The organism is Shewanella sp. MBTL60-007 (assembly GCF_019654915.1).
GTDB lineage: Bacteria > Pseudomonadota > Gammaproteobacteria > Enterobacterales > Shewanellaceae > Shewanella.
On record NZ_BPET01000026.1, the window covers coordinates 31,352 to 54,321 of the forward strand.

The window sequence follows — 22,970 nt, forward strand, 5'->3', positions numbered from 1 at the left end:
GATAAACCCTATGTTTATGTATGTCCACTCTTACAATTTTAATTGCGTGGAGCATATGAAAATTAAACGATTTAAAAAGCATCGCGGATCCATTGTATCCCTTGGAGATCGACCGCGATAACATCGAAGCGACATATGGCATCGATTCGATTTAATTGTATGTAATGACTTGCAGCCTTTCTTATTCGCTGAGTTTGTGCGTGGCTTAACGCATTAACAGCTCCACCGTATCGAGACGCAGAGCGGTATTTTACCTCAACGAAAACCCAATCGCTGCCATCTTTCATCACAATGTCGATTTCACCAAAACGGTAGCGAACGTTTTGTTCGACAAAGGAGAGTCCTTGTTGTTCCAAATATTGCCTAGCTGTGTATTCGGCAATCTGACCTTGGTTTGGGTTGTCTGACATCAAACTCGCTCATCCTTGTAGCGTCAATTTGACTATATCTTAAAGTGGCTGCCGAGACTATTTGCCTCGGCTAATTTAACTGTAAAGTTTTATTCATCGGATTTAGAGCGGACGTAAATTACCTCTTTGGTAACGGCCCCAACTGAGCTGTCGATTAATCGTGCCGTCAGGTAATACCGACAGCATGCCGCTACGACCTGAAAACTGGTAGCCTGGCAGGGCACGCATCTGCGCCAGTTTACCCACTAAATCCAGTGCGTCATAGCCCATGATAAACAGTCTCTTGCGACTATTGCCCCAGCTTGGCCATAGTTCATTGACCATTTGGGTTTCGCTATTGGGTGATAGCAGCCACGGGATATCGCTAATAGTGAGATTATTTAGCTCTTCGGCTGTTTCACGGCTGTTTCCTTCAACTCGACTACGGCTAGTAGTATAGAGTGGAACCGGATCGGCAAACACACTGAAGTTAACGTCGATAAATGGCTTAAGTAGCTCTAAGTCTTGACTGGCAGAGATCATGTAAATCGCATCGATATCACGGCGAGATCGAAAATCAGCTTCAATCTTAGGCGTTAGAATCGCTTTAATACGGGCGATACGCTCTTTACTGTCGATCACTCCTAATGCTTTTTGCACCGTGACCTTCATCTTGTCACCGCGATCATAGTAGTGAGTTTCGACAGGTGTATTTGTTAGCGTCTTCCACTGGGTATTAAAGCTTTCAGCCATGCGGCGGCCAACGGCATCGTTGCTGACAAGCAATAGCGGTTGCTCGATACCATCATTGTAGAGGCGCTGAGCGGCATCTGTAGCCTCATCGGTCGGTGATAGTGCAAAAAAGAACTTATCGGGATCGGCGGTAAAGGTATCGATATGGTTTAAGTAAAGCTGAGGAATGGTTTTACTTACAACCGATGTTGTAGGTGCCACAGCCATTGTATTAGTCACAGCGCTTGTATTAGCCACGCCGTTGGAACTCGCTACAGTGTCGACAGATGTTACCACTGGACTCTCAGGAGTCATATTTTGTAACTGCTCAACCTCTGATTGCAATAAGGGGCCAATGATAAACTCGGCGCCCGCCGCTACAGCCTGTTGGTAGGCGCCCTGTGCGCCAGTAGCTGTATCGAAGAAGTTGAGTGTTACGCTATCGTCACCCGTAGCCATATAGTTAGCTAGAATACCTTGCTTAACAGTATTCGCGACAACGGCACGAGGGCCTGTCAGTGGCAGTAATACGGCGATGTTCTTTGGTTGGTAAGGCTGAGTATTAAGCGCGTTTTCTAAATCCGTGGGTAACTTTGCCGCTGCGGGATGGTTTGGGTTTAGCTGCTGCCAGCTACCCAAGTGGCGCACTAAATCGTTAGGATCGATAGCATAGTGTTTAGCGATATAAGCCAGCTGCACCCAGCCTGCAAAAATTGGATTGGCAGTATCGTTGCTAAAGCTTAATAGTGTTTGCTCATTAATCGGCTGTAGTGATCGCCAAATGGTGTCATTCACTTCATAGGCTTCTGCGGTAGGCAGATACTGACTGAGTAGACTTAGCTGCCTTACTTGATCTATCGGTTGGTTTAGCAACAGATATAGGTGCGCCTTTAATTGGTAGTAGCTAACCCATTGCCAGTTTGGCAGTTTCCAGTTGCTTGGGTAGTCAAGTACCTTAAGGGCGTGATCATAGGTAGAGATCATCTCAAGTGCACGTGCCGACAGGTAGATATGTTCAGCCATTAACTCAGGCTTTTGGGTGATATCCTGTGCAATTGACTTCAATGTTTTGTCTGCAGCATTGCCATTTCCTTCATTGATGAAGGCATGAGCTGCGAGTAAAACATACTTATCTCGGATTTCTTTATTTTTTTCATTGGCAGCTAGCGCCATATATTGCGATGACGACTTGGTGACAGTCGTTAAAGAAACTTCAGTCTTTTCAGGCTTTACCGGTGCAGTCGTCGTGCCGCAACCGAACAAAATCGCAGATAAAATTGCGATAGAGATAAATTTAGTTGTATTCAGTCTTTTTAACACGGGTCTTCACTCTGGTAAGATGCTGCTAATAGTTTAACCTGCTCTTCCCCTTGGCGAAAGTCTTGTTAGAAACTCTTGCCAATACTCAATACAGAGGTAGATATGGACCTGTCGGTCGCGCTTTATATTGTTCCCACACCAATAGGGAACTTAGGAGACATCAGTAGCCGTGCGCTAGAGGTGTTGAATCAGGTATCACTTATCGCCTGCGAAGATACGCGTCATAGCGGTAAGTTGTTAAGTCACTTCGGTATCGAGACTCGCAAGACAGCTTTACATGATCATAATGAACGAGACCGAGCTCAATGGATCATTCAAAAGTTGGGCAATGGCGAGGCGGTTGCGTTAATTTCAGATGCGGGAACGCCGCTGATCTCTGATCCTGGTTACCACTTAGTTAAGCAAGTTCGCGAAGCGGGCTTTAATGTGATCCCATTGCCGGGTCCCTGCGCGGCGATCACCGCCTTGTGCGCCTCAGGTTTACCCTCTGACCGCTTCTCGTTCGAAGGCTTCTTGCCATCAAAAGAGAAGGCGAGACTGGATAAGTTAGCGGCATTAAAAGACGATCCTCGTACCCTAATTTTCTATGAGTCACCGCACCGTATCGTGCATAGCCTAGAATCTATCGTGGCTGCTTTAGGGGAAGATCGTGAAATCGTTATGGCTCGTGAAGTCACTAAGACTTTCGAGACCTTCTTAACGGGTGCAGCAGGTGAGGTTTTACAGACAGTTAAAGATGATCCGAATCAACAGCGTGGTGAGATCGTATTGATGTGTCACGGCCACCGTAGTGACGAAGAGTCAGAGTTTTCACCCACAGTGATAAATACGCTTAAATTGCTGTGTGAAGAGCTACCACTTAAGAAAGCTGCTGCCGTTGCTGGACAGATTTACGACATTAAAAAGAATGCACTTTATAAGCACGGATTAGCGATCGGTCTCTAATAGATTAGCTTTGAGTGAAGCTGATTTGTGAAAGTCCTTGGTTTGTTGCCTGAGCTTAGCTATAATCCGCGCCGAGTTGGCTAGACAGTTGCCGCGCTCATTAGAGCGGGGAGGAAAGTCCGGGCTTCAAAGAGCAGGGTACCAGGTAACGCCTGGGCGGTGTGAACCGACGACAAGTGCAGCAGAGAGGAGACCGCCAATCTTCGGATTGGTAAGGGTGAAAGGGTGCGGTAAGAGCGCACCGGGCGGCTAGTAATAGTCCGTTGCAAGGTAAACTCTACCCGAAGCAAGACCAAATAGGGTCCCGTATGGCGCTGCTCGCGTTGGGACCGGGTAGGTCGCTTGAGCCTGTGAGCGATTGCAGGCCTAGATGAATAACTGTCCACGACAGGACCCGGCTTATCGGCCAACTCACCTATTCATAATAAAAGGCCTCACAGAAATGTGAGGCCTTTTTGCTATCTGCGAGATGAACAGCGGTTTATCGGGTATCAATGTCACCTATCCAAATAGAACCCCACATCTCGCAAGTGGCTGTTGGTTACTCTCTTCTATCTTTAGCCTGGCGATAGCGCGACTTTATGAGGGCTATCATTAGTTTGCCACGCCTGTTGCGGCTAAATTAGACGCTGACCATAGTGTTTCCCTTGATGGGCTGCTTAAGCCATTGATCATGCGATCGACCTGTTGTTGAGTATAGTTGGCATATTGATCTGAATAGGCCATAAAGTTCTGCCAGTTAATGGTTTGTCCCATACAGTTAAGAATGCCACCATCTCCGGGGTTCATTTGCCAACTGTTCTGTTGTGGAGTGTCGCATGTGTTGTCTCCAGTTGTTGAACAGCGTCTTTCGGCACCGCGCTTACAGCCACCTTCAAAGGTGTGAATAAGGTCGAGGAAGTGACCAAACTCGTGGGTCAGCACTGAACGGAAGTTTTCATCTGTGTTTGTACCAAGGTAGGCGCCGTTGTATGCAACTCGAGCCAAGCCATCGTCAGACATTCCAGTATCTGGATACCAAGCTACGCCAGAGTTGTTTGTTACTCCATCTGCGTAAAGATCGTTCTGAATATAAACGTTCATATAGCGATAGTTGTCCCAGTGATCGCGCTTAACATCAGAGCTGGAATAGTTTCCTGCACCAGAAGATTCAGGGTAGTAAATAATGCCGGAGGTTGGGTTACCATTAGGATCGATAGTGGCTAAGCGAAACTCAATATTTAGAGAGTCCTTTATAGATTGGAATTCAGGATCTATATCGGCAAAGTCAGCGGTTCTCCCTTGGAAGTCAGCATTGGTTTTATTTAAGGCGTCGATGATGACCGCATCATTGACGGTATCACCATTATGAACAGTACCGTAAACATGAAATACAACAGGAATGACATAGTCAGGTGAAACTTCGTTGGCTAGTGAATAGGGGGATTGAGATGTATCAGAGTTGCCGTTTCCTGCCATTGCTCTCGATTGCTGAACCTTGCCGATGTTGGCGTGACGTTCCTGTGCTTCAAGTAGCGCGCTCGGAAAGTTACGATAATGCTGAGCATTGGTTTCTGCTGCCTTGCAATGGTGCTGACTAAATTCAGGTTGTTTTGCCATTGAGAATGATGAAGCGGCGACAAGGGTTGCACAGATAGATATTTTAAAATGTTTTTTCATTTTAGTTACTCTTATTATTTGATTTTAATTTAGTTTCTTTGCTTCTACTCTTGTGAAGATACAAAGATAAATCGAATAACAGCTTTATCAGCTTGAGCTTTAACAGATAAAATATTCTGTATACAATATAATCAAAATTTGGCGGCTGTAAACAGTTAATGTAAACAAAATGTAAATTGCCGGTGCTGGTTAGAAGATGGAGTCAGTCAATCTTAAGCCTGCTTATTGAGCAGTATTTAGCTTAGTGCTAGAGAGGAAGCTTGCCATTATCATCGCAGACTTGATTGCGGATAGGTTTTTGAATTAAAAGCAAAAAGTATGATTGTTGGCTGGCTTTGACACGTTTGAGAATAATTAGCGCGACTAGCAAACTGGTGAAAACTAGGCTTGCAATCAGGTGGCCTTCCGCTTAATTAGAGTCAAATCATCTTGGTTATTCTCACCGGGATCTAGAAGCTCCTGTCCGGCTGCGCACGATCAATCATCACGATACGAGACATAATTTGCCAATCGTCTTAGGGCGCAATGGGAATACGCTAGATATGATCAACCGCGAGGCTTTAGCTGGCGCTCATTATCGTTAGCATAGTAATTGTAACAATGAACTTTAAATGAAAATCACTTTTGACCCGTAGCTTAGGCTATGGGCCAAAATAGCCGCTATGTTAGGCCTGCTTCAGGGCTTCCGTTAGGTGTTCTAATAGCATACGTACCTTAGGGGAGAGGTGGCGGTTTTGGGGGTAGAGTGCCCAGATTCCCTCTTCTGGTTGACGGTTCTGTTCAAGTAGCGGTGTCAGCTGGCCATCTTCAATATAGGGCAGAACGTAATAATCTGGCAATTGCACTATGCCTATACCTTTAATTGCCGCATCAACTAAGGCATGACCACTATTACAGCTAAGGCTGCCTTTCACACGTACATTACGGGTTTTGCCATTCTCTTGAAAACGCCAGTAATCCATGGTGCCGATTAAACAGTTATGTTGATCAAGTTCCGATAGCGAATGGGGAATTCCATAAGTAGAAATATAGCTTGGAGAAGCGCAAACATACTGGGTACGGCTGCTTAGCTTCTTTGCCATCATACTGGAGTCTTCTAAGTGACCCAATCTAATGGCTAAGTCATAGCCTTCGTCGATTAAGTCCAGCTTTTGGTTACTCAGGTTTAGCTTAACTTCAAGCTCAGGATATAGCGCCGCAAAATCGTTAATCAGTGGAGCAATAGTTTTTTCACCGTAGGTTACCGGTGCAGTGATTTTTAGCAGTCCTCTGGGAGTTGTTTGTAAGTTGGTGATGGCTCGTTCGGCTTCTTCTAAGCCATCAAGTACCTGTCGGCAGTGCTGGTAGTAGATGCGGCCCACTTCGGTCACTGACACTTTTCGGGTAGTGCGATGAAACAGCTTAGAAGCGAGCCTTGTCTCGAGTGCACTTATTTGGCGGCTCACTTGCGCAGTCGATATGCCTAATCGTTGCGATGCCTTGGTAAAGCTTTCCGCTTCTGCGACGGCAACAAATTCACTCACTCCTTCCCAATTAAACATCAGGTTCCCTCATCTTCAATGAATCTTATATTTACTATATGGTAAAAGATAATTGTAATTATCGCCAATTATCATTTATCGAGAAACAAATATAATAGCCAGCATCGAAATTGAGAGGCAGCTCTTTGAGTCGCTAATCAAAGTTAATGGTTCAGTGTCGACTAACGATAAGGCTTCAACTATAGATTAATGGTTGGTTCATTGACGCTAGTGAGTCTAATCGTTTTGAGCAACACAATTGTCATGTAGAGGTTTCAAGATGGCAGGTGGATGGTCAAGAGATGGTGCAGTACAAGACCAAATCGACAGCAGTGTCGAGGACGCAGTCGCAGCGGCGAGGAGCCGTCTAGTGACTGGAGTCAGTTTAAAGTATTGCGAAGAGTGTGATGAGAAGATCCCCGAGGCTAGGCGTATAGCAGTTCCGGGCGTTCGACTCTGTATTCATTGTCAAAATGAAATCGATAGCAGCCAGGCAAAGCAACATTTGTTTAATCGCCGAGGCAGCAAAGATAGCCAATTACGCTAGATTATCTGTGAATAAAGTGAAACTAAGCAGTAACACTGCTTAGTCATTATTTAAGGAAAGGCTTTTGTCGTAAATAAGGCCGTTTCCCAAAAGATTATTACCATATGGTAAAGGTAAATTACTGTTTGATGGGATTATCAATGTTGAACAGGTAGTTATAATCTTTCCATACCCACTACGGTGACACACCGTACTTTAAAGTTTATTAAAAGTAGGAATACAAGATGACAGCACAAACAATCAAATCAAGAGCCGCAGTTGCTTGGGCAGTTGGCGAACCACTCTCAATGGAAATCGTAGATGTAATGCCACCGCAAAAGGGTGAAGTGCGCGTTAAGATGATTGCGACTGGCGTATGCCACACCGATGCATTTACTCTTTCAGGCGACGATCCAGAAGGTATCTTCCCTTGTATTCTTGGCCATGAAGGTGGCGGTATCGTTGAGTCTATCGGTGAAGGCGTAACTAGCGTTAAAGTCGGTGACCATGTAATCCCGCTTTATACACCTGAGTGTGGTGAGTGTAAATTCTGTAAGTCTGGTAAGACAAACCTTTGTCAGAAGATCCGTGAAACTCAAGGTAAAGGTTTGATGCCTGATGGTACCACTCGTTTCTCTAAAGATGGTCAGCCTATCTTCCACTATATGGGCACATCAACATTCTCTGAGTACACTGTATTACCTGAGATTTCGCTAGCGAAAGTGAACCCAGAAGCACCACTTGAAGAAGTGTGTCTACTAGGTTGCGGTGTAACTACTGGTATGGGCGCGGTAATGAACACCGCTAAAGTAGAAGAAGGCGCAACTGTTGCTATCTTTGGTATGGGTGGTATTGGTCTGTCGGCTGTTATTGGTGCGGCAATGGCAAAAGCCTCACGTATCATTGCTATCGATATCAACGAAAGCAAGTTTGACCTAGCGCGTAAGCTTGGTGCTACTGATTGCATCAACCCTAAAGACTACGACAAGCCAATCCAAGATGTGATTGTAGAGCTTACAGACGGCGGCGTAGATTACTCATTCGAGTGTATCGGTAACGTACACGTTATGCGTAGTGCATTAGAGTGCTGTCATAAAGGTTGGGGTGAGTCAGTTGTTATTGGTGTTGCAGGTGCAGGCCAAGAGATCTCAACTCGTCCATTCCAGTTAGTAACAGGTCGTGTATGGAAAGGTAGCGCATTTGGTGGTGTTAAAGGCCGCTCTGAACTACCTGAATACGTTGAGCGTTACATGGCAGGTGAGTTTAAGTTAAATGACTTCATTACTCACACTATGGGTCTTGAGCAAGTTAACGAAGCATTCGACCTAATGCACGAAGGTAAGAGTATTCGTACAGTTATCCACTTCGACAAGTAATATTATTGTCTAAAATATCAAGCGCTTTCGGGCGCTTGATGTTTTTAGAGGCCTAATTTTTAAAGATTAAGCTTTAAAGAATTAGTTTAAAGAATTTATAGGAGTCGGTATTAAATGACCGTTGAAAATATCAGTGTAAATAAGAGCTTTGGTGGCTGGCACAAACAATATAGCCATCATTCAAAGACACTTAATTGCGCCATGCGATTTGCCATTTACTTACCGCCTCAAGCGTCAAATGGTAAAAAGGTGCCAGTACTTTATTGGCTATCAGGTTTAACCTGCACCGATGAAAACTTTATGCAAAAAGCGGGTGCACAACGCATGGCGGCAGAGCTTGGCATCGCGATTGTTGCCCCTGATACCAGCCCTCGTGGTGACGATGTTGCCGATGATACTGGTTACGACTTAGGTAAAGGCGCAGGTTTCTATGTTAACGCTACCCAAGCCCCTTGGAACCGTCATTATAGAATGTACGACTATGTGGTAAATGAGTTGCCACAGCTGATTGAATCAATGTTCCCTGTCAGCGATAAGCGCTCAATTGCGGGTCACTCCATGGGGGGGCATGGTGCATTAGTGATTGCCATGCGTAATCCACAAGCTTACCAGTCAGTTTCGGCATTTAGCCCAATTACCAACCCGGTTAACTGCCCTTGGGGTAAGAAGGCGTTTACTGCCTATTTAGGCCGTGATACCACCACTTGGGCTGACTACGATGCGAGCTTATTAATGCGCCAAGCCACTGAGTTTGTGCCAGCATTAGTGGATCAGGGGGAGGCTGATGACTTTCTTACTGAACAGCTAAAACCTGAAGTGTTGGAAGCTGCAGCTAAGGTAAGTGGCTATCCGCTAACCCTAAATATGCAAGAAGGCTTCGATCATAGCTATTATTTCATCTCTAGCTTTATCGAAAACCATCTACGTTTTCATGCAGAACACTTGGCCAAATAAAGCAATAAGCAGTTTTCAAATGAGTGAAGTCATTTGTTAGATTACTTAGTTCGATGACTCTCTAGAGTTTTGCTAAAGAGCCGCCAATTAGGCGGTTTTTTATTGCCTCTCATAATATTATTACCCCAGCGTAAAAGTGATTTGTCTTTTAGGGTGATTATCATTAATCGCTAGATAAATATAATACCGCTATTGATTTTAAATGCCTTAGCAAACAGAACTTTGCCAAGCAAACTCTAGGATAATAATATGAGCTGGATTTTTCTTTTACTTGGTGTGGTGGCTGAGGCTTTATCTCATGTGGCATTAAAGGCAACCGACGGCTTTAGTAAGCCGCTACCTGCTGCCTTAGTACTTCTCGGCCACTTAACCGCTTTTATCTTTTTAGGCCAAGCAATGAAAGGCATGCCTGTTGGTGTGGTACACGCGCTATGGGCTGGACTGGCCATTGTTACTGTGACCCTGTTATCAGCACTATTTTACCGTCAGCATCTTGATATGACGGCTTGGGTCGGCATGGCGCTGGTGGCCGTAGGCGTGATGATGATTAACTTCTCCCAAGGCCACGCTCATTAGAACTTTGAGAGTATTTTCCTCCTATGATTTGGCTAATGGTTTTACTCTGAATTAAGCTGGATATTTTTTGCGCATGAATTAATCGGTGCTACAGTAGACTGGAATCGTAAGGAGATAAATTTATGCGTTTACTAAAATTAGTAGCTTTATCATTTATTGTACTTTTAGCGGGCTGTGCCTCGAGTGAAGCGAGTAAAGAGCGGGCCGCAATGTATACTTTTCCCGAACTTGAACAGGTAAATTCAATCGATAATTTTCGAATGGATGGTTGGGAAAGTGTCGACAAATACTCTGTTATTGTGAATTCCCGTCCAAGACAGAGTTACCTCCTGATTTTGAGCGGTGGCTTAAATGATCTTAACTTTGCTCAAGGCTTATTGGTGACATCGACCCTAGGTAAGGTTGAAGTAGGATTTGATTCGGTATCGACCGTGCAAGATCCTATGATAAAGGCGCAAATAAAGCGGATCTACAAGTTGGAAGATAAACAGCAAAAGAATGCAATTAAGGCTAAAATCGAAGCCTTTGATGATGCGAAGTAGCAAGTTCTGAGCTTGTTGATTTAATGACTGGCAGTCCCCTCGTAAGAGTTGCTTGTTGATAAAAAAGCCGACCACTAAGTGGTCGGCAAACAAGGAATGGCGCTATGCTCCCATAGCTAATAAGTGCTTTTGTGCACTTTTTCTTATTTTCATTTGGTTACTTTTTCTTTGCTGTTTGACGGCGATAGCCGAGTAGTCCAAGCAGCAACACCGTTAGCCCTAAAGCGCCCCCGCTCTTTTCTGGTGTCGGCTCGGGGCTAACCTCTTTGGCTATAATGTTAATCGTGGCTGTGGCTGCCGTTGCTGTCTTCAGGCCGTTACTCACGGTCAACTCCACCACAGCGGTCGCATCGGTTTCAATATCTGGTAACTGGATATTAATTTCTGCAGCAGAATTGTCAGCGATGGTGATAGCTGGTCCTGAAGTTTGCACCCAGTGATAACTGAGCACATCGTCGGTATTGGGAGCGGTGCTCTCAATTGCCGAGAGATTCACACTTGTTTGCTCATCGGCAGTGATATCTATGCTATTGGCACCATTAATTCGCGCGACAGGGATCCCCTCCAATGCCACTGGATTGAGGGTTTCACTTAGGCTAATGCTATTAACTGTGTGTGACACTTCAAAGTTCAAGGTCGTTGACATCACTTGATCAGAAGTATCTAGCACCAGCACAATCGTTTGTGCTTCACTGTTTACTGCTTGGGTGACTTGCCAGCTAAGGTTGCCTTGATCTAGCAGACCTGAGTGACTATCACTTTCGATGGTGAGACCTTCAGGAAGGTTAACCGCAACATCGAATACCATTTCCTTATCACTGGGGTTCGCTGCTAGTTCAAGCGATAAGGTGAGTTTGTCGCCTGTATTGACAAATTCACTATCAAGGGTGCTTGTGAGGTAAGTGGCATTGCGATACAGCTCAATTGGCATTAGGCCGACATTACTCGCGGCATCGGGGCCAGTGCCAATTTCAAGTACTGTGGTATATAAGGTGTCAGACTTGAGTGTTTTATCCCAGTTGAGTACTAGGCCTATATCTTCTCGAGCATCGACTTGTGTTTTGAAATCTACACTAATACTTGAGTCATCTTTATCGATAACGGCAAGTTCTATAGTGATGTCATCTACCGTGTCTGAAGGTGCTGAAGTATCACCAAAATTGTGCACAGCTACGTAGTAACTGCCAGGTTGGGGGTTGTCGACTACGCAGCTCTCTAGTGCGGTTTCTGTGGCGCTCATACACAGCAGTTCAGCCATTTCAAAGTAATCGTCAGGCTTGCCGTTGTAGTTGGAATCTCGGCCGATATAGAGGTCAAGATCCGGTGATGTAGTCTGTTTGATTCGCGCCACAATACGCTTGGTATTCGGTGTGACGTTAATGAGTTGAGAATGGAAAAAGCGGCTATCATTCCAGACATTAGTCGGCCAACTAGCATCATCGCTATCATCTCGCGGAATAGAGACTTCGATACGTTCAACTTCTGCTAGTTCGAAAACAGCAACTTGAAGATCACTACTACCAACGGTTGTGACCCCTTCTATGGCCGCACTGTCTTTATTTTTATTGGTTTCAAGATAGGTGGCTTCAGGGAAACTGCCTGCGACAAATGTACCGATTACTGGCATAGCTGACGGGGTTAAACTCCCATTGGAAGGGGTGAGTAGGAGTCGACCCATACCGTATTCTGAATTGAAACCGTTAGATATGGTGGCATTCACTTCCAAGGTGATACTTTCTCCAGCAGCTAGGCTAAAGCTGCTAGGGGAGGCGCTAATGGTTAAACCATTCACGCTAGTATCGCCGCTTACGGTCCAAGTCGATGCCGAGGTTGCGGTGAATGTACGTGTCCAGCTACAGCTTATCATGCAATCTTGTTGTACGGCCGACGGCATGTTCATTGCTTCAGGTTTGCCACCAATGTCGGGGTTGGCGTCCACGTACTCTTGATAGGTTACATCCATAATTAGGCCCGTATTGAGGGCGTTATTAATACGAATGCTACCAGCTCCCGAGTCAAAAAAGTCTGATGGCGTCACCCCGTCATCTTTGCGGGTATTAAATTCGGCGCTTAGCATCAAGGCCGACTGTAGCTGTGCGGGTGTCCACTCGGGCTTAAGGGCTGTCATCAGCGCCATCGCTCCAGCCACATGGGGGCTAGACATAGATGTGCCATCCATAAAGGTGTAAGGAGACTCGGTTTTTTGCTCTCGCCATGGCTGATATTCAGAGTTGGCGGCATAAATCGCTACGCCTGGTGCGGCAACATGAGGGGTTAACCAGCGGTTCATGATGGGCTCAGGTCCGCGAGAGGTAAACACTGCTGCTATATCAGCGTTCTCGGGAGTATTCTCCATGGTTGAGGCGCCAATCGTCGCCATATGATCTTCGCCTGTGGTTAGCCAAGCGGTGAGTTCACTGCCCTGTAAAGCATCGATATGGATTGCAGGTAGCACATGAAAGTCGGCATCTATGGTTTCAGAACCGCCATCCACGTTGACTAATATCATGCCTCCCGCACCGCCAGCCAAAACATTCGTTCCTTTTGATACACGGGCAATTTCGCCACGTTGGCAAACCACAATTTCACCGCTAAAGGTGTTTTCCGCAAATGGGTTTAAACAGTCTGCATCACCAAAATCCTCGGCATGCACCACTTTAGCAGTGATCCCATTTGTTGCGCCTTTGCCAGATAAACTCGCTAGGGCAAAGTCACCACCATTGAAGCTCACTTCTTTATCGGTAAATCCGCGGTCATGGGTGTAGGCGGCAACGGTTGTTAACCAAGGGGCATTACCGGGAGAGCCAACAGTGCCAGCTTCAGGACCAGAGTTTCCAGCAGAGGTGGCCACATGAATCCCAGCCTCTCGGGCGGCTAAAAAAGCCTGAGCATCGGTATCGTACCAAGGGTTACTGGCTCCGCCACCTACCGAGTAATTGAGTACTTGAACGCCATTAGCGATAGCATGTTCAACGGCGAGCGCACTAACATCGGGCCAGCAACCCGCGTCGGCGGCGCAAACTTGGTAAGAAACAATGTTAGCGTGAGGGGCTACGCCGCTGATTTGACCGAAAGTAAACTCAGCCTTATCCCCCATCACATTGTAGATAGGCACGTTTTTTACTACGTTGCCAGCTGTGGTTGATGCAGTATGGGAGCCATGACCATTATGGTCGATTCCAATCACATCATCGCCTTCGGGAGTATAGTCAGCCAAAACTCCGTCATGGGCCCAGATCCCAATCAACTTATCGTTGCAGTAATGGGCAAGTTCAGAGTCGCTGCAATGGCCTAGGTATACGCCTTCCCCCAATGGGTTGGTATGATCGTAGCCATCGCCACCAATATCGGCAAATGAAGGGTTGAAGGCGCTGATCCCTGTATCGAGAATACCGACGATGACACCTTCGCCTTTGCTGGCTATTCCCGTTGCAGTGCCATCCCAAGCTGAAGGCGCTTGAATGTAACTGGGCCCTGAATCGGTAGTGAGGTAACGTCTTTCTACTTTTTGAACGAATTTAACCCCGTCAACAGTACCGAGAAGCTTGGCTTCCTCTTCTGTTAATTCAGTACTAAAGCCGTTAAGAGCAATTTGGTAATCATTCTGAATGGTCAGCTGGCGCTTGAGGCTCTTTTGCGCGCGATTAATAGTGCTACGTTTTTGCGTGGCTAAGTAGTTGAGATAGTTTTGGCTCGCCGCACTTTGCACATCTAAAGTGCCAGTGCTTTCTCGTTTGTTAGCGTTATTGCTTAGTAAGCTGGTGGCTTTTAAGTTGGCAATATCACCTCTGTAGGTCGCCAGAGGTTGCTCATCAAGCATAACCATGTAGAGATTATCTGTATTGCGCTTGCTAGGTTGGAGTTTATTGCTACGTTGACCGCTGTCGGGGTCAAGTCCTCGACTGTCTAGCATTGATGCTTGAGATGCAGGGACAAGCGCCATACTTAGCGCCGCTGCAATAAGACTTTTCTTATAAGATGATTTCACAGGTCTTCCTCGTTTTTTTAATTATTTTTTTGCGCTGCAGCACTGTGGTAGTGAGAGCAAAATCGGTAGAAGTTGTTAATTCGACGTCAACTTGATACCCCATCAAAACGATTGAGGGCAAATAGCGCTCTACATTTCGACTTCACTTATGCTTCATTTCTTTTTCAATTTCTTTTAAAACAATTGGTTATAAAGATTGTTTGTATCTATATGTATCCTTTTATTTCTTCAGTGTTAGGTAAGGATTGCCCCTGCTAAAGATGAGTCAGCTAAGGCGGATGAAGGGAGTTATGTTCGAACAGCTCTTGAATAGTTCTCGTATATCCAAGTGGTTAAAGGGGGAAGGCACAACAGAGAAAAGGTCGGCGGCTAAATGTGGAGATTAGGGTGAGTACAAATAGAAAATCACTGAGCCATTGAGTGAAACCTTGCTTTTCTAACAGAGTTTTCTTTGTCAATGCTGTCAAGTTAACACTTTGATTTATAAGGGAGTGAAGATAAATAGAAAGAGAAAAGAAACAAAATCAAAGGCCGAATGCTTGTTGTTTAGCCGTATTTAAAAGAAAACCATAGAGGTTAGCGTTAATGAGTTGTTATTCGGTCGAGGTGAGATTCCTAGTCGGCCTTAAATGTATGACTTGAACAATAAAAATAATGTCGCAACTTCTTAGGGAAAAAATATGTCATTTAAAAAATCTAAACTGGCAACATGCATTGCACTGGCTGCGATGGTTCCTGCTTCAATTGCCATCGCACAAAACTCAGATACTTTACCCGCCTTCAGTACACAGGCTCAGAAAGTGCAACTACAGACTTTCAATGTCTATCTTGCAGATGTCGGCTCACTGACTAAGGCCACTTTAAATAACAAAAAGAAATTCGCCGAAAGTCTTAAGCAGGTTGAAGCTAAGCAGAAGACCGTACTTAACGATATTCTGGCGCTGGATGGCAATATTGAAGTGTTACCGGGGGCGAAAATCTTTGGTAATTTTGTGCGGGTTCAAGCCGACGCTTCTTATGCCGATAAAATTAAGGCTATCGCAGGTGTAAAGGCGGTTATCGCTGACACAACCACTGCGGTAGCGCCGGTCAATGCGATGAGTAAGCCAAGCGCCAATACTGCTTCAACTATGACAAAGGCACCAGCTTTAGTCGATGACGTAACGGCGGGAGAGGGCGTTAAGGTCGCCATTATTGGCACAGGGGTGGATTATACTCATGTGGGCTTAGGAGGAGATGGCGAGGCTGCAACTTACGGAGAGGCGATGGCCAATGCCATGAATACCTTTGATGGCTTCCCAACTGATGTTGTCGTTGAAGGGATGGATTTAAGCAGTGATGCCGGCTGGGGGCTGGATCCAAACCCAATTGATCAGAATATCTATTACACCCGTGATTACGATGGTGCGACTCATAATACTGGCCATGGAACACGCCTTGCGAGTGTGGTGCACTCTCTGGCTCCAGGGGCAAAAATTGCCGCTTTTAAAACCTCAAATGTTTCAGACCCATATGGTTATGGTTATAGCTTAGCACCTGAGAGTAGCAGTACCTTTATGCTGGCTTTAGAGTACGCGCTAGATCCTAATCAAGATGGTAGTTTCGATGATCGTGCAGATATCATCGTCGTTGATGCTATCGGTGGCAGCGCATTTTATGCGCCGTCAGACAACGGGATCTCGAGCCCTGTTGTTGAGGCTCACGCCATCGAAATGGCATCGGGTTTAGGGGCTTTGGTCGTGGTCAACGCTGGTACGGGTGGCGAGTGGTTTGATAACCGCTTCAATATGACTTGGCGCGGCGCCGCACCTAGTGCGTTGACGGTTGGCGGCATGAGAACTGATGCTGATAACAATATGCAGGTGACCGAAAGTACTCCCCACGGGCCTGTGCGTGGAGCCAATGGTTTCTCAAAGCCTGATATGGTGAGCTACGCCGAAAATATTGATGTTGCAGTTGTTGGCGGCGGCGATCAAACAGATACCGAATCGCATACCGTAATGGCGGCTGCGCGAGTGGCTGCCGCAGCCGCAGTGCTAAAATCTAAGCGTCCAGAGTTATCTATGGTAGAGATCAAAGCGCTATTGATGAACACCGCCGATAACAATGTTATGAATCTCGCTAATGAGCAGGCCGATCTTGTCTTGATAGGTAACGGTGTTGAAAACATCGATGCCGCTATCAATTCATCGGTGGTTGCTTGGGAGAAAAATAGCTATCAGCCAAATTTAAGTTTTGGTTTTGAAGAAGCTGCGGGTCTGCAGCGCTTTGTGAAAGAGGTTCAGCTTAAAAACCTCGCTGAGGAGACGGTTACCTATGAAGTCACTATGACGTCTATGGGCAAGAGTGGTGATTCAGCATTGAGTTGGGATGTGCCTACAAGCGTGAGTGTACCAGCTGGGCAGACCGTTATTTTCCCTGTGGTACTGGAGATTGATTTTTCAAAACTTGATAACTGGCCGATGAAGCAAGCCAGTGATCTTATATCGGAAAACTGGTCTAAAGTTGAGCTTTCTGGTCAGCTGCAGCTGTCAGCAGAGGAAAAGCCAACGGTGAGCATGAGCTGGTTGGTAAAACCTAGGCCCAGTGCTGATATTCAACGAGATTTTAGTACTTTTAACGAAAGCTTTAGCAGTGAATTCAGTCTACTTTTTAGCCATGAAGCAGGAGCTTATACCCAAGAGTTCACTAATACGGGTACGACGGAGAACACGTTTGCGGTGTTTCCCGTCATGTATCATCAAAAGCAACTTCCAGAGGGCAAAGAAAATACCCAAGGCAATATGCTCAATGCCGTTGGTGGTGGAGTCTATGATGAAGCCATGTGTACAACGGGTAAGAAGTTAGTGATTGCGAGTCGCTTCTTTAGGCCAAACGATGCAGGCATGGCGAACCACTTCGATAAAGGTGGTGCGGCATTGATGTGGTGGAACGTATATCAAGAGCAGTTTGTTCTCGATAATGAGTTAGATAAAGCGGTCATAAACGATCCTTATACTTGGGATGAGTCCTCTCAAGTTGTTATGGGTGGCTTTATTGAGCCCGATGAAAATGGCTCTCCAGCGGCGTGGTATATCGACTATAACCAAGAGTATGACTGGACCCAGCCTCGAAAGCGTTACACGCAATCTAAGTTGCCAACATTGATGACAGGTCATGGGCAAAATGTCGTTGCTCAATACTGTTTGGAAGAGCTTTTCCATAGCGAGAGTATGGACAGTGTTGAAGATTTAGATCAAAACCATGGTTGGATTTTCGCCACTGACCGTGATGCGGTCGCTAATCTTGGTGAGCCTATCATTCAATATAATCCAGTTAAATACGGCAAAGTGAAGGTCGAAACGTATTTTGACTGGTTTACTGGCGAGATGGGAGAAGTGGAAATTAACGGTGGGGGATTGCCGCTCATCTCACGTTTGGTCGCCGAAGGAGAGGCGAAAGATTATCAGCCTATGGTAACCCTTGCTGCGGGTGAAACAGCCGAGCTTGGGATGGCCAGTGAATGTGACTTTAGCTTTGGTTTTGGCAGTGGCGGCGGTTGTGATAATCACGGCATGATGTTGATGAGTTTAGAGAATAACTGGGGTATGTTGTCCCCTATGGGGCAAGGGAGTTATTCATTAATGGCTCACCCACTGGATGGGCAAGTCCACAGTGTAGATGAAGACGCTGAAATAGGCGCAGTTGTGGCAAAGATTCAGCTTGATTCTGAAACCTTTTTTGCCAGTGCTAATTTTGAGCATGAGTCTTACCCTTATAGCCTAAGTCTTGCAAATGCGATTCCTGGCGATCCATTCATCATCAGTGATCAAGGGGAAATAGTCGTCAACAACACTGATGCGCTGGACTACGATGTTGGTAATCTTGGTTATACCCTTGAAGTTATCGCTAGCCAAGGTAACACCTATAGCGCTGTGTCTAATGTATATGTAGCAATTAATAATGTTAACGACATTGCACCTGAGCTAGTAGGAGAGATGCCTGCTTTGGCACTTACTGAAACCGATGCCGTTGAAATTAATGCATCCGAGTATTTTATTGAAGCAGAGGGAGACGCCTTAACCTATAGTGCGACAGGCATGCCTGAAGGTATGAGTATCGACAGTGTTAGTGGCGTGATCACGGGTCATGCTTCAGCGGGTAGTGCAGGTGAATATAGTGTGGTGGTCACCGCCGATGATTCGGTGCATAAGACTGAAGCCAGTTTTGTAATGACAGTGAATGCTCCCGTTACTGCCGAGCCAGTTCAAGATAGCAATGATGGCGGAAGTTTGGGTCTGAGTTTATTAGGCCTATTTGCCTTGCTTGGCCTACGCCGCAAAGTGCGTCGCTAAAGACTCATTAATGTCATAGGGGATCTCCTCCTTTTAAAAAGAGAGCATCAAAGATGCTCTCTTTTTGTATTTATAAGATTACAAATTGATACAGCGAAATATAGGTATTGCCGACATTGCTTCAAGCTGCTGATTGTTAAGGGGAGATGGCTATAGCCATTTGGCAGTTAGATTAGATAAGCGTTAACTATAGACAGGTTTGTAATCTAATTAATTAAGTTGGCACTAGATTAAATGAGTCACCTAGATAAGATGTATGTTGCACAAAAGTTAAGTTTCGTTGTTTTTTATAGGTATCTGGGGAGTGTCGATAGCCAATATGATTTCGTTACCACATCAAAAATATCAGATTGGTCAATGTATCGTTAATTGCCACGATATGACGATAAGTAAAGGAGCGCTAAAACTGACTTTGCCCGCCAAAGTATTTGAGTTTCTTAAATTACTGGTATTGCATGCAGGTGAAACCGTCACTAAAGAAACCGCTATCGAGCAAGTTTGGCTTGGTAACATAGAGGTGGGAAAGCGAGGTACTGGCAATGCGATTTGGCAGCTGAGAAAGACGATATCTGAACTTGGAGAGGAGCCGGAAGCATACTTTAAGACCATTACAAAAGTCGGTTATCAGTTACTCGTAACGCCAAAAGCGGTTGAAGCCCCATCTCAATCTCTCAGCCAAGAGACCCAGCCAATTTCATCTACTCAGAAACCTTTGATTAAAGCCATTGTCTTTGCTGTGTTTCTACTTATCTTAATGCTAGGTGGATATCAATTTTATCCATTTACATCTGAGGTTAAGCAAGAGGTATTGGTCACTCCCGAGCGTATCACTAACTTCGAGGGCGTTGAGGAACAAGCGGCTATCTCGCCAGATGGACGCTTTATGGCATTTCAATGGCGTCGAGATCAGAAGAAGGCGCAGATCTACATTAAAGACTTGAGTGATGACACCGCGCCATTGCGACAGGTATCGATGAGCGAAGATAAAGAAACTTCACCAACTTGGTCTCCTGATGGGCAGGCATTGGCATACTTTAGGTTTAACTCTTCCGGGGAGTGTGAGCTTCACGTACGTGAGCTGATTACTAACCAAGACCGCTTACTCGATACTGGCTGTATGAGTCGCGGATACCTGAACAGCTTAGATTGGTCGCCCGACGGGCAGAGTCTAGCGTATGCAAAATCTTTAAGCGATAGAGTTGCTGTTTTTAGTTATGAGTTACACAGTAATAAAATTACCCAGCTAACGATGCCACAGATCGGCGAGGAAGATCTCTTAGTCAGCTGGTCTGCAGACAGCAAAAAGTTAGCCGTTGTACGTGCCGTAGAGCTTAGCGCTCGAGTTTTGATCCATTCATTGGTTGATGACACCGCTTTAGAGGTGATCTCTGGTGAGTCGATGATTATTTCACTTGAGTGGGAACACGAAAACAACTTGCTATATTTTAATGCATTGCGGGAGGGGAATTTTGTCATTGAGCGATACAGTTTTGCGACCCAGTCGGTTCAGGATTTTCATCGAGACGATACGATCAGCAGTTTAGTCATCAATGACACAACCCAAAGCTTGTATTATTCGAGGCATATTTCACAGGAACACATCACTCTACGTTCGTTAGCTGACGGCCGTATTTTAAGACAGCTCGCCTCATCATCCCGAGATATGTTTGGTCAACAGTTTGTTTCAACTGGCGAATTACTATTTTTATCTAATCGCAGCGGTAGTTGGGAATTATGGCTAAAGCAGAGGAATGGCAGTAAGCAGCTTACTGCTAAACAGGGATTGGTGGGCGTGCCTGCCGCCTCACCGGTGGATGATCGATACGCCCTCCCCTTAAAGCCTGTAGGGGCAGATCATTACATGCTATATGTTGGTAGTTTAAGTGCTAACCAGTTGAACGTCGTTCCCCAAGCCCTAGGAGATATAAGGAACCCATCGTTTTCTCTGGATGGACGTAAGATTTACTACTCATCCAATGTCGAGGGTAAATGGGGGATCTATCAATATGAGGTGGATACCCAGAAAGTGAAGCGTATTGTAGAAGAGGGAGGTAAGTATGCGGTCGAAGATAACTTAGGCGGTCTTTATTACAGTAAGGATAATACTCCGGGCCTTTTCTATCAGCCAAAGGTTGGCAACGAAGTATTAGTGACAGAGGAATTAGCGGTTGGGGATTGGGGCAGTTTCTTTTATCAAGAGCAGGCACTGTACTTTTTAAAGCGCAGTGATAGCCAAGATATATTGGTGCGCCTCGATAGTCAGTGGCAGCCTGAAATTGTTTTTTCACTTCCCGCGGTAAGTATTCGTGGAGGGAGATCATTAGCTAAAGCGGCTGACGGTGCATTGGTCGTGAGTATGCTGGGAATTAATGATGCTGATATTTATCGAATTTCGCTGGAGGATAGTCATCGACTTTAGAAGTGATTCTTAACCTGAAAGCGCCATTCCCAACTATTCACTTCAGGCCCTGATGTATAGGGAACACTCAAATCAATGTGGGCGACATTGCCGTAGCTCGATTTCGATGAATAAATTCTAGCGCCAATACCGAAACTACCGATAGCCGATGATACCGCATTGTTTTCATCGGGCCCGCCAAATGCGTGGCCTACATCGGTAAAAACGGCCCAGCCGAGCTCGGCTAACTGATACAGATTGATATTAGGATAATTACGGAGCTCAGCGGTAAAGGTCCATTGATGATCGCCATACTGGTAGTCATTTGGATAACCTCGAACGCCCGTCTCATCACCTAGGGCAAAAGGCTCGTCTAAGTAGTTGTTGTGTGAAGTACTGAGCCTGAGCTTGGAGTAGGCTGTCCATTTTGGGGTGATATGATAGAAATACTCTGCGGCAAGGTTGACTTGATAGAAATCTTTTTGGCTGGTGGCGAATATGCCCTTAGCGTCCATCTCTAATAAAACGAGTTGTTCATTCCCTTGATAGCCGCGGCTCGACTGCCAGCCTAAGTGGTAACCCACTGGTGAGCTGTTATTGAGATCGCGGGTTTCGATACCTAGCTTAAAGTAGTGCTGCCAGCCTAAGTTAAAGTCCTCGTTGTTACTAATCAAGTGCACATTGTTGAGCACCTTAAAGTCATCTTGTAGATATTGGTAGGCAACCCAAGGGTAAAGAAAATCTCTATCCTGTGGCAGCTCTGTCGTTGGGTAGCTGTCGATATTGGCGAACTGGTGACGGTCTTGGGTGATCCCGGTGATAATTCTTGATACTTGTTCACTATCGCGGCCGACTAGCCAGCCAAAACGGGCACTGTTATAGTTCTCGCTATGTTCAAACTCATTGATATCCATGCCGTTTTGTTTAAGTGTGTCGACGCGCAAATCATCTAAATATTCGGCAGAGTAGCTGTGAGAGCCACCTAAACTGTAGAAAGGTTTTTCAAAATAAACATGTTTAGCTTGGCCATCACTATTATCGTAAAAGCTCGCGGAGAGGGTTGCGTGTTTGATGACGTTTACTGGTGTTTCAACTGCAAATAGATAGCCTGTTCTCTCGGCATTTGATTGATACTTTATCCGAGTACGAATACCGTAGCCGAGTAAGTTATCCTCTTTTAGGCCAATAGAGAACTTACTTTCTCCGCCACTATGGCTAGCGCTAAAGGTGGGCAGTAGCGACCAGTTATCCCAAGTTTCAACCAGAATGTTTTCACCTTCATCGGCGAGATCGGCATCGGTTGCAGGTTGAGAAAATGTGACTCTTGCATCCCGGATATAAGGTTGGGAGCGTAAAATTCGCTGTGCTTCTTCAAGGTCTTTCTGGCTGACGTCATCCCCCTCATAGAAGCTCAACTTATCGCGGATCACTAAGTCTCGCGTATTGATATGTAGGTAGTTGGCCCAACGGTGAATGAAGAAGGTTTCAGGATCCGATAGATCGAAGATATCGTTACTCTTGATTACAATATTCTTGGTTGGCTTTTTCTGTTCATCCTCGCCAGAGGAGTGATTATCTGGAGTTTTACTTTCAGCCGAAGCGGCACCCGCTTGGGTGCTAAAACAGATCGCTAATGCAAGGCCGCAAACCCGCTCCATTGATAGCAGTCCTCCTTGGCTAGTATCGACAACAGGCATAGATTAATAACAGA

14 protein-coding genes and 1 other RNA gene are annotated in these 22,970 nt (G+C 45.6%); 9 read left to right on the forward strand and 6 right to left on the reverse strand.

The genetic code is table 11. From position 1 onward, the window contains the following. Positions 1-71 precede the first annotated feature (71 nt). The gene (locus K5Q92_RS11570) at positions 72-410 is read right to left on the reverse strand and encodes a YraN family protein (protein WP_220769158.1); all 339 of its coding nucleotides are present in this window, start codon (positions 408-410) and stop codon (positions 72-74) included. A 102-nt stretch (positions 411-512) separates the two neighbouring features. Beyond that, positions 513-2,441, reverse strand: a complete 1,929-nt coding sequence (locus tag K5Q92_RS11575; RefSeq protein ID WP_220769159.1) for a penicillin-binding protein activator — start codon at positions 2,439-2,441, stop codon at positions 513-515. Positions 2,442-2,543: 102 nt separating this feature from the next. Here K5Q92_RS11575 and rsmI point away from each other — a divergent pair, with 102 nt between their 5' ends. Then, on the forward strand, positions 2,544-3,386 hold the full coding sequence (gene rsmI, locus K5Q92_RS11580) for a 16S rRNA (cytidine(1402)-2'-O)-methyltransferase (RefSeq protein ID WP_220769160.1): 843 nt from the start codon (positions 2,544-2,546) through the stop codon (positions 3,384-3,386). A gap of 72 nt (positions 3,387-3,458) precedes the next feature. Beyond that, positions 3,459-3,804, forward strand: an RNA gene (gene rnpB / locus K5Q92_RS11585) — RNase P RNA component class A. Positions 3,805-3,980: 176 nt separating this feature from the next. Here rnpB and K5Q92_RS11590 read toward each other — a convergent pair. After that, positions 3,981-5,045: a M43 family zinc metalloprotease gene (locus K5Q92_RS11590; protein ID WP_220769161.1), complete on the reverse strand. Its 1,065-nt coding sequence runs from the start codon at positions 5,043-5,045 to the stop codon at positions 3,981-3,983. Between the two features lie 665 nt (positions 5,046-5,710). Then, complete coding sequence (locus tag K5Q92_RS11595; RefSeq protein WP_220769162.1) at positions 5,711-6,586, reverse strand: LysR substrate-binding domain-containing protein; 876 nt, start codon at positions 6,584-6,586, stop codon at positions 5,711-5,713. A 259-nt stretch (positions 6,587-6,845) separates the two neighbouring features. Here K5Q92_RS11595 and K5Q92_RS11600 point away from each other — a divergent pair, with 259 nt between their 5' ends. From K5Q92_RS11600 to K5Q92_RS11620, 5 genes are all read left to right on the forward strand, one after another. Next, on the forward strand, positions 6,846-7,112 hold the full coding sequence (locus K5Q92_RS11600; protein WP_220769163.1) for a DksA/TraR family C4-type zinc finger protein: 267 nt from the start codon (positions 6,846-6,848) through the stop codon (positions 7,110-7,112). 224 nt (positions 7,113-7,336) lie between these two features. Beyond that, positions 7,337-8,467 (forward strand): S-(hydroxymethyl)glutathione dehydrogenase/class III alcohol dehydrogenase, encoded by a 1,131-nt coding sequence (locus tag K5Q92_RS11605; protein WP_259649550.1) that lies wholly within the window; start codon positions 7,337-7,339, stop codon positions 8,465-8,467. 114 nt (positions 8,468-8,581) lie between these two features. Continuing rightward, positions 8,582-9,421: an S-formylglutathione hydrolase gene (fghA, locus tag K5Q92_RS11610; protein WP_220769164.1), complete on the forward strand. Its 840-nt coding sequence runs from the start codon at positions 8,582-8,584 to the stop codon at positions 9,419-9,421. A gap of 249 nt (positions 9,422-9,670) precedes the next feature. Then, a complete protein-coding gene (locus K5Q92_RS11615) occupies positions 9,671-9,997 on the forward strand; it encodes a multidrug efflux SMR transporter (RefSeq protein ID WP_028767378.1) in 327 nt (108 codons plus the stop codon). Between the two features lie 122 nt (positions 9,998-10,119). Then, positions 10,120-10,539 carry a DUF6491 family protein gene (locus tag K5Q92_RS11620; RefSeq protein ID WP_220769165.1) on the forward strand — a complete coding sequence of 140 codons (420 nt, stop codon included), beginning with the start codon at positions 10,120-10,122 and terminating at the stop codon, positions 10,537-10,539. A gap of 157 nt (positions 10,540-10,696) precedes the next feature. Here the strand turns inward: K5Q92_RS11620 and K5Q92_RS11625 are convergent, their stop codons facing one another. After that, a complete protein-coding gene (locus K5Q92_RS11625; RefSeq protein ID WP_220769166.1) occupies positions 10,697-14,527 on the reverse strand; it encodes a S8 family serine peptidase in 3,831 nt (1,276 codons plus the stop codon). Between the two features lie 680 nt (positions 14,528-15,207). Here K5Q92_RS11625 and K5Q92_RS11630 point away from each other — a divergent pair. Together K5Q92_RS11630 and K5Q92_RS11635 are read left to right on the forward strand one after the other, a co-directional pair. Continuing rightward, positions 15,208-18,861, forward strand: coding sequence for a S8 family serine peptidase (locus tag K5Q92_RS11630; protein WP_220769167.1), 3,654 nt, complete (start codon positions 15,208-15,210; stop codon positions 18,859-18,861). Between the two features lie 319 nt (positions 18,862-19,180). Beyond that, positions 19,181-21,280, forward strand: a complete 2,100-nt coding sequence (locus K5Q92_RS11635; protein WP_220769168.1) for a winged helix-turn-helix domain-containing protein — start codon at positions 19,181-19,183, stop codon at positions 21,278-21,280. On the opposite strand, the gene K5Q92_RS11640 is transcribed toward K5Q92_RS11635, so the two are convergent. Further along, entirely contained in the window at positions 21,277-22,917 is a 1,641-nt protein-coding gene (locus K5Q92_RS11640) for a ShlB/FhaC/HecB family hemolysin secretion/activation protein (RefSeq protein WP_220769169.1), read from the reverse strand. The genes K5Q92_RS11635 and K5Q92_RS11640 overlap by 4 nt on opposite strands. Positions 22,918-22,970: the final 53 nt, after the last annotated feature.

Bases quoted from the DNA above. Each gene is read 5' to 3' on its own strand.
- K5Q92_RS11570 (WP_220769158.1), bottom strand. From the start codon at position 410: ATGTCAGACAACCCAAACCAAGGTCAGATTGCCGAATACACAGCTAGG.
- rsmI (WP_220769160.1), top strand. From the start codon at position 2,544: ATGGACCTGTCGGTCGCGCTTTATATTGTTCCCACACCAATAGGGAAC.
- K5Q92_RS11590 (WP_220769161.1), bottom strand. From the start codon at position 5,045: ATGAAAAAACATTTTAAAATATCTATCTGTGCAACCCTTGTCGCCGCT.
- K5Q92_RS11595 (WP_220769162.1), bottom strand. From the start codon at position 6,586: ATGTTTAATTGGGAAGGAGTGAGTGAATTTGTTGCCGTCGCAGAAGCG.
- K5Q92_RS11600 (WP_220769163.1), top strand. From the start codon at position 6,846: ATGGCAGGTGGATGGTCAAGAGATGGTGCAGTACAAGACCAAATCGAC.
- K5Q92_RS11605 (WP_259649550.1), top strand. From the start codon at position 7,337: ATGACAGCACAAACAATCAAATCAAGAGCCGCAGTTGCTTGGGCAGTT.
- fghA (WP_220769164.1), top strand. From the start codon at position 8,582: ATGACCGTTGAAAATATCAGTGTAAATAAGAGCTTTGGTGGCTGGCAC.
- K5Q92_RS11615 (WP_028767378.1), top strand. From the start codon at position 9,671: ATGAGCTGGATTTTTCTTTTACTTGGTGTGGTGGCTGAGGCTTTATCT.
- K5Q92_RS11620 (WP_220769165.1), top strand. From the start codon at position 10,120: ATGCGTTTACTAAAATTAGTAGCTTTATCATTTATTGTACTTTTAGCG.
- K5Q92_RS11630 (WP_220769167.1), top strand. From the start codon at position 15,208: ATGTCATTTAAAAAATCTAAACTGGCAACATGCATTGCACTGGCTGCG.
- K5Q92_RS11635 (WP_220769168.1), top strand. From the start codon at position 19,181: ATGATTTCGTTACCACATCAAAAATATCAGATTGGTCAATGTATCGTT.
- K5Q92_RS11640 (WP_220769169.1), bottom strand. From the start codon at position 22,917: ATGGAGCGGGTTTGCGGCCTTGCATTAGCGATCTGTTTTAGCACCCAA.